Origin of the sequence: Mesorhizobium sp. 1M-11 (assembly GCF_001303895.1) — a bacterium.
GTDB lineage: Bacteria > Pseudomonadota > Alphaproteobacteria > Rhizobiales > Rhizobiaceae > Mesorhizobium.
The window spans coordinates 333,191-347,326 of record NZ_LJSD01000037.1 but is presented as its reverse complement, the minus strand read 5'-3'; the positions used below and the strand labels follow the sequence as shown (position 1 = coordinate 347,326).

Below are 14,136 nucleotides of genomic sequence, written 5' to 3'. Positions count from 1 at the left end.
AACCCGCCGGGCAACCCTTTCAAAGGGCTGCCGGCGGGTTTTGTTGTCGTGGCATATGATCTGTCGAAGGACCCGGGATCGCAAATCCGACAAAAGATCGGAAATGCCGATCCGGCCTTTCATTTTGCACATTCATCGCGAAAATGACGCCCAACTCGTTCGGAGGATTCGGTATGCGCCCTAACAGGCTGTCTCTCATTCTGTTTTCCGCCTTGGCGGCGCTGTCGCTCGCTTTCGGGCCGGTCAGCTCGCTGGCGCAGGAGAATGCGCAGCAGCCGCCGGCCAAGAGCGAGCCCGGCCTTTCCGATGTGCTGACCGACCTCCTGCACGGCGTCGAAGGCGAGAACCCGACCGCCGGCCCGGACAAGCGTGTGCCCTTCGGCCGCGAGGAGGTGCAGCTCTCCTTCGCGCCGCTGGTCAAGCAGACAGCGCCCGCGGTGGTCAACGTCTATGCCTCGCAGACCGCGCGGGTACGCTCGCCTTTCGACGGCGATCCCTTCTTCGAGGAATTCTTCGGCCGTTCCGTGCCGCGTGCGCAATCTTCGCTGGGTTCCGGCGTGCTGGTCGATCCGAGCGGCATCGTCGTCACCAATTTTCACGTCATCAAGAACGCCGATGAGGTCAAGGTCGCCACGTCGGACGGGCGCGAATTCACCTCCAAGGTCATGCTGAAGGATGAAACGCTCGATCTCGCGGTCCTGAAGATTTCTGCCGACAAGCCGTTTCCGGTGGTTCCGATCGGCGATTCCGATGCGCTTGAGGTCGGCGATCTTGTGCTGGCCATCGGCAATCCGTTCGGCGTTGGCCAGACCACGACCTCCGGCATCGTTTCAGCGCTTGCCCGCAGCCATATCGGCATTTCGGATTCCGGCTATTTCATCCAGACCGACGCCGCCATCAATCCCGGCAATTCCGGTGGTGCGCTGATCAACATGGGCGGCCAGCTGGTTGGGATCAACACCGCCATCTACAGCCGCAGCGGTGGTTCGATCGGTATCGGCTTCGCGATTCCCGCCAACATGGTGCGCGCTTTCGCCGAGGCCGCCAAGGCAGGCAGTGATTTCTTCGAGCGTCCCTATATCGGCGCCGAATTCGAGGCTGTGACGCCGCAGATCGCTGAATCGCTTGGGTTGGAAAAGGTCGGTGGCGCGTTGGTCTCCTCCGTGGCCGAAGGTGGCCCTGCGGCCAAGGCCGGCCTGAAGCCCGGTGACGTCGTCCAGACGCTGAATGGTGCAGTGATTGAAGGCATAGAAGCGCTCGACTACCGTATGGCGACACTGACGATCGGCGCGAACGCCACGTTCGGCGTTCTCACCAAGGGTCAGCAACAGCAGGTGGCTATCGCGCTCGAACGCGCGCCGGAAGGGCTAACCACCGCGCAGATCCTGCTGCGTGGGCGCAGCCCCTTCGCGGGCGCCAGGGTAGCGGAACTCTCGCCGCGTCTCGCTCAGCGGCTCGGCCTGCGCAGCGACGCCAAGGGCGTGGCTCTTGTCGATGTCGCAAGCGCGTCGCCGGCGTCCGATTTCGGCTTCCAGCCGGGCGACATCGTGCGCGAGGTGAACGGCGTCACCATCGATTCCGCCAAGCGCCTGGAAGAGGCTGCACTGCAAAGCACGCGCTGGTGGCGCTTTACGGTCGAGCGGGGTGGGCAGACACTGCGGCAAGTCCTACGTTATTAGGCTTGCCCCTGGAGCGTTTCCGTTTTTCACGGAGACGTGAAACGCTCTACCTCTTTGTTTTTACGCAATTCCGGACGGAGAACCGTTGCAGACTTTTCCTGGAATTGCTCAAGGAGCGTGGAAACACGCCTGACGTTGCCCCATGGCCGATCTGTTCGGAAGCGATGAAGTTGAGAAGGCTCCACCCGGCCGGCCGCTGGCCGACCGGTTGCGGCCGAAGACACTTGCCGAGGTTGTCGGTCAGGAGCACCTGACCGGATCGGACGGCGCACTCTCGCGCATGATCGCGTCGGGCTCACTGGGCTCGATGATTTTCTGGGGACCACCCGGCACCGGAAAGACGACGGTGGCGAGGCTTCTGGCCGGCGAAACCAGTCTGGCCTTCGAACAGATTTCGGCGATCTTCTCCGGCGTAGCGGATCTGAAGAAGGTGTTCGAAACCGCGCGCCTGCGTCGCTCCAACGGGCGCCAGACCCTGCTGTTCGTCGATGAGATCCATCGTTTCAATCGTGCCCAGCAGGACAGCTTCCTGCCGGTGATGGAAGACGGCACCGTCGTGCTGGTCGGCGCCACCACGGAAAACCCGTCCTTCGAACTGAACGCAGCTCTTTTGTCACGTGCCCGCGTACTGGTATTCCAGTCGCTGGGCGAAGACAGCATCGCCAAGCTGCTGGCCCGGGCCGAGGAGACGGAAGGCAAGCCGCTGCCGCTTGACGGAGAGGCGAGGGAGGCGCTTATGCGCATGGCCGACGGCGACGGCCGCGCCTCATTGACCCTGGCCGAGGAGGTATGGCGTGCCGCCAAGCCCGGCGAGGTTTTCGATGCTGCCGGCCTGCAAGGCGTGGTGCAGCGTCGTGCGCCGATCTACGACAAGGGCCAGGACGGCCACTACAATCTGATCTCGGCGCTGCACAAATCCGTGCGGGGCTCCGATCCGGATGCCGCGCTCTATTACCTGTCGCGCATGTTCGACGCTGGGGAGGATCCGCTCTATCTCGGCCGCAGGCTGGTCCGCATGGCGGTCGAGGACATTGGCCTGGCCGATCCGCAGGCGCTGGTCATCGCCAATGCGGCGAAGGATGCGTACGACTATCTCGGCTCGCCGGAAGGCGAACTGGCGTTCGCGCAGGCCTGCGTCTACCTTGCCACCGCGCCGAAATCGAACGCGGTCTACAACGCCTTCAAGGCGGCGACGCGCGCGGCCAAGGAAAATGGGTCGCTGCTGCCGCCCAAGCATATCCTGAACGCGCCGACCAAGCTGATGAAGGAAGAGAGCTACGGCGCCGGCTATCGCTACGACCATGACGAGCCGGACGCCTTTTCAGGCCAGGACTATTTCCCCGAAAAGATGGGCCGGCAGACCTTCTACGACCCGCCGGAGCGCGGCTTCGAGCGCGAGATCAGGAAACGGCTGGAGTATTGGTCGAAACTGAGGAAGGAGAGAGGTGAGTAATTCCTCGCAGCGGTGGCACGCAAGCTAGGCTAACCGGCCGCTTTCCTTCCTGAACCTCGCAGTCCATTCGCTGCTTGTACCATCGGCCAGTTTCGCCGTTCCGACCCTGACGGCCTTGGCAAGTTCTGGATCCTTGCCAAGCGCCGACAGCACTTTCGACAAGGCCAACTGCGGGTCGGCGGACATCGTCTCGTATGTCAGCCGCAGTGGGTCGATGCTGCGGGATTTGAAGAAATCCGCCCAGCAAGCATCGTCTTCTTCCAGTTCCTTCACGACCCGGCCGATATGCTCGCCATCGTAGGCGACTGGCCGCTGCGTCTCTTCGCCCTCGAGCACGGTGCCGTCGCTGTTCCGATGCCATAGGCCGCTCTGCTGGGCGCGGATCAGGGAAACGGCTTGCGCAACCTTGTCCAGGCGTGAAAGATGGATGTAGAGCGTCGGTCCGAAGGTTTCTTCCAACCTCGCAGTTATATCCGCCCTGTCGCCGGCGATGTTGTCCAGTCGTCGCGAAGCTTCAGCGACACTGACCCACATCAGGCGAAGGCCGAAAGTGCCCGTGTCGTCTGTGCCGACCCGCCGCATCGCGGCAACGTAGTCCCTGTCGAAACGCACGTCGTCCGGATCTCGTGCCGGCTCGACACCCCATTCCTGTGCCCACTCCGCGATGTCCTGCTGCCGGAAATATGAATGAGGTCGTCCCGCCACGCGGGTTTCGGTCAGCATGGTGCAAAGCAGGGTGCTGCCTGAACGGGGTGTGCCGCAGATGATGTAGGAGGAGAACTGCATTGTGGCGACACCTGTAGCGTGATCGCTCAGGCCCGCGCGACTTGAGCGAGATGGCAATTATCCTGACGCTACGAACAAGTCATGGGGCCAGCAGATGGTCGAAGAGTATCTTCGCGCCAAGGCCGATGAGGGCAAGGCCGCCAACGATTTCGGCATACCGGCCGAATCGCGCTCCCAGATATCGTCCGGCGAGCACGCCGCCTGTCGACATCACCATGGTTGCCAGCCCAATCGCAGCCGCGATCACGAAGATATTGACGTTCAGAAAGGCCAACGAGACGCCGACAGCCATGGCATCGAGGCTTGTTCCGACAGCTGTTGCCAGCAGACCAAACGCCGAGGGGCTGTTTTCTTCCCGAGCGGTGTCCTTTCGCGACAGGGCATGGATCGTCATCCTGCCGCCGACGGCTGCCAGAAGAATGAAGGCGACCCAATGGTCGATCGCCTGGATGTATTGGCTGGCGGCAACACCAAGCGCCCAGCCAATGATGGGCGTCAGCATCTCCACGATGCCAAACACAAGTCCGGTTCTAACCGCTTGCGACAATGTCGGGCGTACAGGTGAGGCGCCGCGCCCCAGCGCGGCAATCAAGGCGTCGACAGACATGCCGACAGCCAGCACGGCAATGGAAACGGGTGACATCGCTGATCCCGGAGTTAGGACGTTGGCCGGACGAGCAGGGCTTTCCTGTCCAGGAAAAGCTTTCGTCACGGTCTTGCCGAGCGTCAAAGCGCCGGCCGCACCACGCGAGAACGCGAGTATGTTGATGCGGCCCCGTTTCCGGTGGCTACTCCCCGATGGCCGCTGACCTATCAAAGGGGATTTGGATCGTCAATGTCTTCTGAGATTTAATTAATAATTTTCAATGGTTTAGCTTTGGCTATCTTTGCATGACGAAGACAAGAAACCTCGACATGGTGAAGCGGAACCGCGTCAGGAAACGGGTGGAACGTCAAGCAAGCGTAGCCGAGGATCGGGCCTTACTCGCAAAGGAGCCCTCGCGATGGAAGCCTTCGTGTCACTGCCGGAGCACGCGACCTTGAAACACCGCCGCTTGCTTGCCGCGCGCCGGGTCGAGCGCGAGCGGCTTCGGATGGAGTTGCTGAGTTCTTGCTTGAACAGCCTCAATCGGGCAGCGGAGCTTCGCGCGTGGATTCAGTGGGTCGGTGATAGAGATCGCGCGGAGCCGACGGTGCAGCGCATGCTGGCATGGGCAAAAAGCCAGGCATCCATCTTGGAAGCACAAGCAGCGGTGGAGGTCGATCAAACGAGGTTCGGTGACCTCTTCCCCGAAGCTGACGATCTGCACGATCCGCTTGGCGATCCGGCGCCGAAACATGCCTGGGGCGCCTGAAGCGGCTTTGAAACGCAGTCACCGCTCCGGCTGCCGGAGCGGCGGCTGCGCGCGTGGGGTCAACTCGGGGCTCGTTGAGGTAGGTCGTGGGCTTCCCGAACTTTAACTCTCGCCTGGAGCGTCTCAGGGAATACGCGCGATGACTTTGATCTCGAAATCGAAACCGGCCAGCCAGTTCACGCCAACCGCGGTCCAGTTCGGATAGGGCGCCTTGTCGAAGATCCGGTTCTTGACGGCCATGATGGTCTCGAACTGGTTCTCGGGATCGGTATGGAAAGTGGTGACGTCGACAATGTCGTCGAACGTGCAGTTCGCTGCCTTCAACGTCGCCCGCAGGTTTTCGAAGGCCAGTTCGACCTGGCGCTTGAAATCGGGCTCTGGAGACCCGTCGGGGCGGCTGCCAACTTGTCCCGAGACGAACAGGAGGTCTCCGGAACGGATCGCTGCCGAATAGCCGTGCGCTTCGTAAAGCGCATGTCGGTCAGCCGGGAAAACCGGGTCGCGTTGTGCCATCTTTTGTCCTCTTCCAGTTTGTCGCGCAGCACCATCAGCAAGGGTGCGGTTCGCATCAATTGACATACGGAGCGTATGTAAGGCCTGCGAGGAGTGTTTCAATACACATACGCTACGTATGTGAGGACACGGGCAATTGGCTGGGTGGTTTTAGGATAGCCGGGGCCGCGAACGGCTCCGGCTTCCGTACGGCTAAAATGTCAGTCCGCAAGCTTGGCGGATGGCGATCTGGACCGGCGAGGGTGGCAAGGCCGGATCGAACTCGCCCCTGGGCAGCAGAGGCGGTTGCGCCAGGAAACGCGGTTCCTTGCCCCGGTGCGGCTGCGCGGCATGCACGAGGAAGGGGTGGCACAGATAGACCGTGCCCGCCGCACCCGTTGCCAGTTCGATTTCGCAGTCTTGCGTGGATGCGTAGCCTTCGACGGAAAGCTGCCGCAAAGTGGCGCCCGCTTCGCCATAAGGCAACAATTCGCGGGCGATTGTGCTGTGGGAGCCCTTTCGGATCTTTGTCGGCGCATCGTCCGGTCCGACATCCGAGAACAGGAACAACATCAGCAAGGCGCGGCCGCTGCTTTTCACATTCACGCGCCATTCCATGAAATCCGGATTGTCGGTGCCGAAGCTCACGTCCACGTGCCAGCCGTCGTCGACGGGTGCCTGTAGCGACGGGAAGCGGATTGGAAAGGTCCCGAGCGCCTTGGGTGCAACCCAGCGGCCTTCGCCGACGATCTGGTCGTAAGCGCGGTGCAGGCGAGGGGTGTTGGCCGCCTTGACAAATGTCGGCGAAGCCATCGCCCCTACACGGATCACCGGTCTTGTCCACGTTTCGGGTTCATGTGGTGAGAGGCCGATTTGAGCCCATAACTCGTCCCGGCATTGCTGGGCGAGGTCGGTGTTGAAAGCGTTCTCTATTCTGATGAAGCCATTATCGATGAAGTTCTGGACCTGACTGGTCGTCAGGCCAATGGGTTCGGTTTTGGGCATGACATTCTCCGTTCGCCACCGTATCGGCGGCGTTGTGATCCGAGCGGCGCGGATGCGCCAAGCGACCATGTCGTTCAGAAACGACCGGTGCGGCTCAGATCAGCGGGAAGAATGTGGACATGAACATTGTGACCGGAACCTATGGCCTATCGCGCCGGAGTGCAAGATCGGCGTGTGACCCTCGGCGGAAGGCTGTCGCACTCACTCACGGTAGCCGACCAGCAACCCAATCAGCCTGGAGGATCGACCGCTATGGCGTCGCACCTTGCCATCGCCCACTGCAAGTCGGTCGTGTCACCTGCTACGGCGCATTCAAAAACCTGCTGCAGGCCGATGCGAAGCTGATAGCAGCGCAGGGCTTGCGCGTTGCTCATTATGTCCAACCGGTGCTCTTCGAAGAAGCGCGCCTGCGCTTCCATGCAGGCAAGCCAGGGACGCCAGAAAAAGATGTTGGCGACGTCGTAGAGCGGATCGCCGAACAGCGCCTCGCTCCAGTCGATGACACCGGTAATGGCCAGGCTGTCGGTCAGGACATTGTTCGAGCCGAAATCGCCATGCACGAGGCCTCTGGTTTCCGGACACTGCGAGATGAGAACGCCGAGCAGGTGCAGATGCCGATCGACCCAGCGCCTTTCGACCGCCGGTTCGCATCCTTTCCAGTCATGACGCCGCGGATCGGCAACGGCCGCCAGGAAGCCGCGCCAGCTCTCGTGCTCCCCAATGCCGTTGGCATCGAAACGGCCGAAACCTTCGGTTCCGTGCAGCGGCGCTTCCGCAATGGCTCGCATGACTTCATCGACCCGCGCAACCACCGGCGGCAGCTCAGCCGGCGACAGATCCTGCAGGGTTTTGCCTGCGGCGCGCCGTGATACGCAATAGGCATGACCGTCGACCTCGCCGATCGACAGGATTTGCGGGATCGGCAAGCTGGCGGAGGTGAAGTGCCGGTAGCAAAACGCCTCCTTTTGAAAGCCTTCGGTAAGCCGATTGATGCGCAGGATGAGGTCTTCATCAGCAAGCCTGATGCCGAAAGCCTGTGATTCCTCGCCTTCGGACACCGAGGTCCAGGTCGAGATTGGTCCCAGGTCGCGTTCTACGGCCGATGCAATGGCTTGAGGGGACAGTTTTGGCTTCATGTTCTTCCCGGTTTCTGGGTGCTCGACGTCGACCCCACCAATGCGATGCAATCATCTGGAGGAAAAGGCGGAAGTGGCTATTATGGTTTTGGTTGACTCTGTGAACTAAATAAGTTCACTTTATCAACTATAATCAATCTGTCGTTCGTATAGGCGCATCTCAGGAGCCGAGATATCAACCGTGCAAACATACGACTATATCGTGGCCGGCGCAGGATCGTCCGGCTGTGTCCTGGCGAACAGGCTGGTGTCTGCTGGCAAAAGCGTGCTTCTGCTTGAAGCTGGGCCCCGCGACAACACGCCGTTCATCCACGTTCCCGCCACCTTCGTGCGCGTGCTTGGAACGAAACGCACGTGGATGTATCAAACCGAGCCGGAGCCCGCAGCGAATGACCGTGTGATGACGATTCCGCAAGGGCGCACGCTGGGTGGTGGATCGTCCGTCAATGCCATGATCTACATTCGCGGGCAGGCGGAGGACTATGACGAATGGCGCCAACGCGGCTGCCGCGGCTGGGGCTACGAGGATGTCTTACCGGTCTTTCGCCGCTGCGAGGACAATGAAACCTACTCGAATGCCTTTCATGGTGTCGGCGGGCCGCTGAAAGTCTCCGAGCCTCGTCACAGGCATCCGATCAGCTCTGCGTTCGTGCGGGCCGCGCAAGAGGTCGGTCTGCCGTTCAATGCGGATTTCAATGGGGCCCAACAGGCCGGCATCGGCTTCTATCAGACGACCACGTTCGCGCAGCGAAGAGGCTCGACTGCGGCAACCTATCTGAAAGCCGTGCGCAGATCGCCCCTGTTGACCCTGCGTACCGGCTGCACGGTGCTTGGGCTGGACCTCGAGAATGGAGCTGCCAGCGGAATCTGCTATCGCGCCGACAACGGCGAGAATGGCAGGGCAGCGGCCAGGGAGGAGGTCATCCTGTGCGCCGGAGCGCTGGCAACGCCGAAGCTTCTGATGCTGTCCGGCGTCGGTCCTGCAGCGGAACTGGCTGCTTTTGGTATTCCGGTCGTTCGTGACCTGCCGGGGGTCGGAGAGAATTTTCAGGATCATATCACCGCTTCGGTCTATGGCATCACTGAACGACCAATCTCTCTCAAGGGGCAGGATCGCGGCTGGCGAGCGGCTGTGAATGCCCTGCAATATCTCTGCGGCCGCGGCGGCCTTCTGGCCTCGAACGTTGTCGAGTCAGGGGGATTCGTCGACACGTCGGGTTGCGGCAGGCCGGATGTGCAGTTCCATGTAACGCCTGCTTTGGTCGGCGATGCGACGCGCCAACCTATGGAAGGGCACGGCGTTTCCATCAACCCATGCATATTGCGACCGGTTTCGCGGGGGAAAGTAACGTTGCGGAGTGCCGAGCCGCAGGACGCTATCCGGCTCGTCGGCAACAATCTCGCGGCGCCGGAGGATGTCGATACGCTGTTGCGCGGAGTGAAGCTGGCGCGGGCCATTCTCGCCGCGCCGTCAATGCAGGCGTTGGGATTCAGTGAACTGACACCTGGAGATGTCGGTGACGCGGAGACCGTGTCTTATATCCGCTCGCTGGCCAAGACGGTCTACCATCCTGCCGGCACCTGCAGGATGGGCAATGATCCGCTGGCGGTGGTGGATGACCAGTTGAGGGTGAAAGGCGTGCCGAGATTGAGGGTCGCCGATGCGTCGGTCATGCCGACGCTGGTCAGTGGGAACACAAACGCTCCCTGCATCATGATCGCCGAACGCTGCGCCGATTTCATATTGGCTGCATAGAGCCGCCGGCGTCGTACGAGCGCACCGGTCGATGCGGATACTAAAAAGGTGAGTATTCCAATCCAATTTTTTGAGATGCTTGCTGGTACGGGTTTTGTGCCGTCTTGTGCACGACAGCAATTGAGCCTATGCAGCCGTCACTGGGGTGAATGCGCCGCGGCCGAGGGCGCGGCGAACTCTTAAAAGGGTGGCGCCAGGCGCCAGGCTCACATGACCAAAGATCAACGCAAGGCAATCCGCAAAGCCGCCATCGCCGTCGTGCTTCTGGGGCTCGGTTTCTACTTTATCCCGATCATCACGCTGATCTGGCTTGTTTGCGGGCTCATCGACGTGCTGCGCAACAAGAACAAGGACCAGCGGCTGTTCAGCCTCTATTTCACCGGCAACGGCATGTTCACCTGGTTGCTGTCCCCCTTCAACCTGCTGGTCGACCTGATCAGCTACAAGAACTGGGGCGTGTGGAAGCTGGAGCAGTTTCCGGCTGACTATCAGCGCGAAGTCAACGAGGTGCTCAACGTCTTCAAGGAGCGCCGCAACGAGATCATCGCCGACATCGACGCCAATTTCGGCACCGGCCGGCGCGGCATGTACGTCTACCAGTGGTATGGCAAGCACAAGATCGACAACGTGCCGGAGTTCAACAAGGACTTTAAATATGTGAAGACGATCGCGGTGTCGGTGTTTTCGGGGCGCGAATCGACGTCCTGGCATTTCGGCCCGCTGCGCCTTTCGCTGCGCGTGCTGTACAACCTGATCCCGGTGAACGCTGAAATCTTCGTCGAATGCCAAGGCGCCAGGAACTATTGGCACGACAGTCCAATGTATATTTTCGACGACACGCTGCTGCATCGTTCGGTCAACGAATATGACGGCCGCCGCTATTGCGTGTTCATGGACATCATTCGTCCTTCCCCGGTTCCCGGTGTCGTTGCCGGCTTGCTCACCATCGTTTCGATGAGCGTCGAGCGCATCAATTCCATGTTCTACAAGAACTGGAAGATGATCTCGTCGAGCAAGGGCAAGAAGGCTCAGGCCTAGGCCGTCGCGCTGACGGGATCGGTGCCGATGTACCATCTTCTCCTCGTGGCAGTCGGTGGCGCGATCGGCGCCGCCATCCGCCATCTCTTCAACCTCGGCGCGCTCAGGCTGATCGGCCCCAATTTTCCCTGGGGCACGATGGCGATCAACATCATCGGCTCCTTCATCATGGGCGCCTTCATCGAGACGCTGGCGCGCCGCTATGGCGGCGCCTCGGCGGAATTGCGTCTGTTCGTGGCCACAGGCGTCCTCGGCGGCTTCACCACCTTCTCGGCCTTCTCACTGGATTTCGCCACCCTATGGGATCGCGGCGATGTGGTTCCGGCAGCGGGTTACGCGCTGGTGAGCGTCATAGGCGCGATTCTTGCACTGTTCCTCGGGCTTTGGCTCGTAAGAACGATGTCATAGTGCTATTGGCGCGTTTCGAAACGGACAGCTGAGGCAGATGGCAGGCGTCGAACAGATCACGGTGGAAGCCGGCGAAACGGGTATGCGGCTCGATCGCTGGTTCAAGAGCCACTATCCCGGATTGAGCTTCGTGCAGTTGCAGAAGCTGCTGCGTTCCGGTCAGGTGCGCGTCAACGGCGGGCGCGCCAAGACTGATACCCGTGTTGAACCGGGGCAGGTGATCCGCATCCCGCCGCTCGATGTCGACAAGAAGGGCGGAGCCGACCAACTCACCGGTCATTCGATCCGCAATCAGGGCGACGCCGATGTGCTCGCCAAGATGCTGCTGCATGAAGACGACAAGGTCTTCGTCTTCAACAAGCCGGCAGGCCTTGCCGTGCAGGGCGGCTCGGGCGTGACACGCAATGTCGACGACATGCTGGAGGCATGGCGTAACAAGAAGGGCGAGAAGCCACGCCTGGTGCACCGGCTGGACCGCGATACGTCGGGCGTGCTGGTCATCGCGCGCACGCGGCTGGCCGCCATGAAACTGTCCGAAGCCTTCCGCGCCCGCGAAACGAAGAAGACATACTGGGCGCTGGTCAAGGGTGTGCCGCCGAAGCGCGAGGATAAGATCTCGACCTGGCTGATCAAGGAACCGACCCCGGATGGCGACCGGGTGCGGGTCGCCAAGCATGGCGAAAAGGGCGCCGACCACTCGGTTTCCTACTACCGCATCGTCGAGCAGGCGGCGCAGTCGCTGTCGTGGCTGGAGATGGAGCCCTATACAGGCCGCACGCATCAGTTGCGCGTGCATGCTGCCCATATCGGCTGCCCGATCATCGGCGATCCGAAATATTTCGAAGCCGACACCAACTGGGACTTTCCGGGTGGCATGCAGAACCGGCTGCATCTGCACGCCCGCCGCATCATCATCCCACATCCTGACAGGGGCGTGATCGATGTCACCGCACCGATGCCGCCGCATATGCGCCAGAGCTGGAACCTGCTCGGCTTCGACGAGGCGAGCGCCGAGGACGATTGATGTGCCCACCGGTTGCTGCGGTGAACCACCGCTCGGTGCTGCTTGGACCATGCCGTGACTGCTGCCGTCTTGTAGGGCTGTAGCGACGCGGCTGAGCCCGCGCGGGGGGAGCTCATGAGCACAGCAAGTCACAGCTTTGACCGGCGCGATGCCGTCGACGCCGCGGCGGTCGCCTTCATGCTGGTGCTGACATTTTCGTGGGGACTGAATGGCGTTGCGGCAAAGCTCACCAATGTTGGCTACAACCCGATCTTCCTGAACGTCGCACGTTCGGCGATCGCATGCGTGCTTGTATTCCTGTGGTGCCAGTTCCGCGGGATTCGCCTGTTCGAACGTGACGGCACACTTTTCGGCGGCATCCTTGCCGGCCTGCTGTTCGGAACCGAATTTTCCCTGGTGTTCGTGGCGCTCGAATACACAACCGTGGCGCGCAATTCGCTGCTGGTCAACACGATGCCGTTCTGGGTACTCGTCGGCGCGCATTTCTGGCTTGGCGAACGCATGACAATGCAGAAGCTGGTTGGGCTGGTGCTCGCCTTCTGCGGGGTGATCGTGATCTTTTCCGATCGGTTGGGCGGCGGCGGCCAGTCGACATTGTTCGGGGATCTGCTCAGCCTCGCCGCTGGCCTGTTCTGGGCGCTGACGACGCTGACGATCAAACGTTCCAAACTGCAGACCGCGAGTGCGGAGAAGGTGCTGCTCTATCAGCTCGTCGTTTCGGCGATCATGGCAATCCCGCTGGTGCCGCTGGCGGGGCCGGCGCTCCGCGACGTGACGCCGCTGGCCACCGGAGCGCTGCTGTTTCAGGCTGTTTATATCGTCACGATCACCTATATCGTCTGGTTCTGGCTGATGCGCCGCTATCCGGCGGCAGGACTGTCGAGCTTCGCCTTCCTGTCGCCTGCATTCAGCGTGATATGTGGCTGGCTGATCCTGGGAGAGCCGTTGACCTGGACGATCTTCCTGGCGTTGGGGCTGATCGCGGTAGGCTTGAGCATCGTCAATCGTCCGAGGCGGCCGAAAACGGCATAGGGGTATACCGGCAATGCGCGATATTCTGAGCGATCTCGAGGCGGGCAAGCAGCTTTCCGATCCGGACCCGACGCGACGCGCCCAGATCCAGATGCGCACGCCGCTGCCGAAGCGCTTCTACAAGGCCGCTTCCATTGCGCCTTCGGAGACCGGTTTTGCCGTGCATCTCGACGGCAAGCCGGTGCGCACCCCCGGCAAGGCGCTGCTTGCCTTGCCGACCGAAAAGGCTGCCGCGCTGGTGGCGGCCGAATTCGAAGCGCAGGAGGACGTGATCGATCCGGTGACGATGCCGGTATTGCGTCTCGTCAATACCGCCATCGACGGTGTTGCGACTGATACGCAGGCGGTGCTCGAGGACATCCTGCGCTTTGCTTCATCCGATCTGCTTTGCTACCGCGCCGATGGTCCGCAGGGACTGGTCGATCGTCAGAACACGTATTGGGACCCGGTCATCGACTGGGCGCTCACTTCGCTCGGCGCGCGCTTCGAACTCGCTGAAGGCGTCATCCACGTCGAGCAGCCGCGTGAAAGCATTGCGGTGCTCGGTGCACATCTTGCCCGCCGCAACGGCCCGTTCCGGCTGGCAGCCATCCATGTCATGACGTCGATCACGGGATCTGCGTTGCTGGCGCTGGCGGTGGAGCAGGGCGGGCTTGCTGCTGAGGCGGCATGGACGGCTGCCCATGTTGACGAGGACTGGCAGATCGAACATTGGGGCCAGGATTCGGAAGCGGTGGCGCGGCGCGCCTTCCGCAAGCGCGACATGATGGCAGCAGTGGCGCTGCTCGGGGCGCTGGGCGATCGCATCTAGCGGCTCGTCTCGTTAGAAGAGTGCTAGGCATCGTGTTTTCCGAAAATCGAAACTCATTTTTCGGGCCGATGCATTAGACCAAAGTCATAATCCCAATTGCTCGGTCCCCACGAGGGGGGCTTTCTGCCAGATTCCTTGGTGATGGCCGGGCCCGAGTCTGC

The 14,136-nt window shown here is 61.4% G+C and carries 14 protein-coding genes and 1 riboswitch; of the genes, 9 read left to right on the top strand and 5 right to left on the bottom strand.

The features are described 5' to 3' along the window. The first annotated feature begins 173 nt into the window (after positions 1-173). Positions 174-1,679 carry a DegQ family serine endoprotease gene (locus AO692_RS16715; RefSeq protein WP_054311156.1) on the top strand — a complete coding sequence of 502 codons (1,506 nt, stop codon included), beginning with the start codon at positions 174-176 and terminating at the stop codon, positions 1,677-1,679. A gap of 142 nt (positions 1,680-1,821) precedes the next feature. Next, complete coding sequence (locus AO692_RS16710; RefSeq protein WP_054311155.1) at positions 1,822-3,132, top strand: replication-associated recombination protein A; 1,311 nt, start codon at positions 1,822-1,824, stop codon at positions 3,130-3,132. A 24-nt stretch (positions 3,133-3,156) separates the two neighbouring features. On the opposite strand, the gene AO692_RS16705 is transcribed toward AO692_RS16710, so the two are convergent. Together AO692_RS16705 and AO692_RS16700 are read right to left on the bottom strand one after the other, a co-directional pair. Continuing rightward, positions 3,157-3,918: a Stf0 family sulfotransferase gene (locus AO692_RS16705; protein ID WP_054311154.1), complete on the bottom strand. Its 762-nt coding sequence runs from the start codon at positions 3,916-3,918 to the stop codon at positions 3,157-3,159. Between the two features lie 79 nt (positions 3,919-3,997). Then, positions 3,998-4,525 carry a manganese efflux pump MntP family protein gene (locus tag AO692_RS16700; RefSeq protein WP_244483376.1) on the bottom strand — a complete coding sequence of 176 codons (528 nt, stop codon included), beginning with the start codon at positions 4,523-4,525 and terminating at the stop codon, positions 3,998-4,000. After that, positions 4,502-4,727, bottom strand: a riboswitch (yybP-ykoY riboswitch). It overlaps the preceding gene by 24 nt. A gap of 195 nt (positions 4,728-4,922) precedes the next feature. Here AO692_RS16700 and AO692_RS16695 point away from each other — a divergent pair. Beyond that, positions 4,923-5,273 carry a hypothetical protein gene (locus AO692_RS16695; RefSeq protein WP_054311152.1) on the top strand — a complete coding sequence of 117 codons (351 nt, stop codon included), beginning with the start codon at positions 4,923-4,925 and terminating at the stop codon, positions 5,271-5,273. A gap of 123 nt (positions 5,274-5,396) precedes the next feature. On the opposite strand, the gene AO692_RS16690 is transcribed toward AO692_RS16695, so the two are convergent. From AO692_RS16690 to AO692_RS16680, 3 genes are all read right to left on the bottom strand, one after another. After that, positions 5,397-5,786: a RidA family protein gene (locus AO692_RS16690; protein ID WP_054311151.1), complete on the bottom strand. Its 390-nt coding sequence runs from the start codon at positions 5,784-5,786 to the stop codon at positions 5,397-5,399. A 192-nt stretch (positions 5,787-5,978) separates the two neighbouring features. Continuing rightward, the gene (locus tag AO692_RS16685) at positions 5,979-6,770 is read right to left on the bottom strand and encodes a phytanoyl-CoA dioxygenase family protein (protein WP_054311150.1); all 792 of its coding nucleotides are present in this window, start codon (positions 6,768-6,770) and stop codon (positions 5,979-5,981) included. A gap of 230 nt (positions 6,771-7,000) precedes the next feature. Then, positions 7,001-7,906: a phosphotransferase gene (locus AO692_RS16680; RefSeq protein ID WP_054311149.1), complete on the bottom strand. Its 906-nt coding sequence runs from the start codon at positions 7,904-7,906 to the stop codon at positions 7,001-7,003. Between the two features lie 181 nt (positions 7,907-8,087). Here AO692_RS16680 and AO692_RS16675 point away from each other — a divergent pair, with 181 nt between their 5' ends. From AO692_RS16675 to AO692_RS16650, 6 genes are all read left to right on the top strand, one after another. Further along, positions 8,088-9,662 carry a GMC family oxidoreductase N-terminal domain-containing protein gene (locus tag AO692_RS16675; RefSeq protein ID WP_054311148.1) on the top strand — a complete coding sequence of 525 codons (1,575 nt, stop codon included), beginning with the start codon at positions 8,088-8,090 and terminating at the stop codon, positions 9,660-9,662. 210 nt (positions 9,663-9,872) lie between these two features. Further along, on the top strand, positions 9,873-10,700 hold the full coding sequence (locus tag AO692_RS16670; protein ID WP_054311147.1) for an aspartyl/asparaginyl beta-hydroxylase domain-containing protein: 828 nt from the start codon (positions 9,873-9,875) through the stop codon (positions 10,698-10,700). Between the two features lie 27 nt (positions 10,701-10,727). Further along, positions 10,728-11,108, top strand: a complete 381-nt coding sequence (gene crcB / locus AO692_RS16665; protein WP_054311146.1) for a fluoride efflux transporter CrcB — start codon at positions 10,728-10,730, stop codon at positions 11,106-11,108. 37 nt (positions 11,109-11,145) lie between these two features. Continuing rightward, positions 11,146-12,132, top strand: a complete 987-nt coding sequence (locus tag AO692_RS16660) for an RluA family pseudouridine synthase (RefSeq protein WP_054311145.1) — start codon at positions 11,146-11,148, stop codon at positions 12,130-12,132. A 114-nt stretch (positions 12,133-12,246) separates the two neighbouring features. Beyond that, on the top strand, positions 12,247-13,164 hold the full coding sequence (locus AO692_RS16655) for a DMT family transporter (RefSeq protein WP_054311144.1): 918 nt from the start codon (positions 12,247-12,249) through the stop codon (positions 13,162-13,164). A gap of 13 nt (positions 13,165-13,177) precedes the next feature. After that, the gene (locus AO692_RS16650; protein ID WP_054311143.1) at positions 13,178-13,975 is read left to right on the top strand and encodes an ATP12 family chaperone protein; all 798 of its coding nucleotides are present in this window, start codon (positions 13,178-13,180) and stop codon (positions 13,973-13,975) included. Positions 13,976-14,136: the final 161 nt, after the last annotated feature.

Bases quoted from the DNA above. Each gene is read 5' to 3' on its own strand.
- AO692_RS16715 (WP_054311156.1), top strand. From the start codon at position 174: ATGCGCCCTAACAGGCTGTCTCTCATTCTGTTTTCCGCCTTGGCGGCG.
- AO692_RS16710 (WP_054311155.1), top strand. From the start codon at position 1,822: ATGGCCGATCTGTTCGGAAGCGATGAAGTTGAGAAGGCTCCACCCGGC.
- AO692_RS16705 (WP_054311154.1), bottom strand. From the start codon at position 3,918: ATGCAGTTCTCCTCCTACATCATCTGCGGCACACCCCGTTCAGGCAGC.
- AO692_RS16700 (WP_244483376.1), bottom strand. From the start codon at position 4,525: ATGTCTGTCGACGCCTTGATTGCCGCGCTGGGGCGCGGCGCCTCACCT.
- AO692_RS16695 (WP_054311152.1), top strand. From the start codon at position 4,923: ATGGAAGCCTTCGTGTCACTGCCGGAGCACGCGACCTTGAAACACCGC.
- AO692_RS16690 (WP_054311151.1), bottom strand. From the start codon at position 5,786: ATGGCACAACGCGACCCGGTTTTCCCGGCTGACCGACATGCGCTTTAC.
- AO692_RS16685 (WP_054311150.1), bottom strand. From the start codon at position 6,770: ATGCCCAAAACCGAACCCATTGGCCTGACGACCAGTCAGGTCCAGAAC.
- AO692_RS16680 (WP_054311149.1), bottom strand. From the start codon at position 7,906: ATGAAGCCAAAACTGTCCCCTCAAGCCATTGCATCGGCCGTAGAACGC.
- AO692_RS16670 (WP_054311147.1), top strand. From the start codon at position 9,873: ATGACCAAAGATCAACGCAAGGCAATCCGCAAAGCCGCCATCGCCGTC.
- crcB (WP_054311146.1), top strand. From the start codon at position 10,728: ATGTACCATCTTCTCCTCGTGGCAGTCGGTGGCGCGATCGGCGCCGCC.
- AO692_RS16660 (WP_054311145.1), top strand. From the start codon at position 11,146: ATGGCAGGCGTCGAACAGATCACGGTGGAAGCCGGCGAAACGGGTATG.
- AO692_RS16655 (WP_054311144.1), top strand. From the start codon at position 12,247: ATGAGCACAGCAAGTCACAGCTTTGACCGGCGCGATGCCGTCGACGCC.
- AO692_RS16650 (WP_054311143.1), top strand. From the start codon at position 13,178: ATGCGCGATATTCTGAGCGATCTCGAGGCGGGCAAGCAGCTTTCCGAT.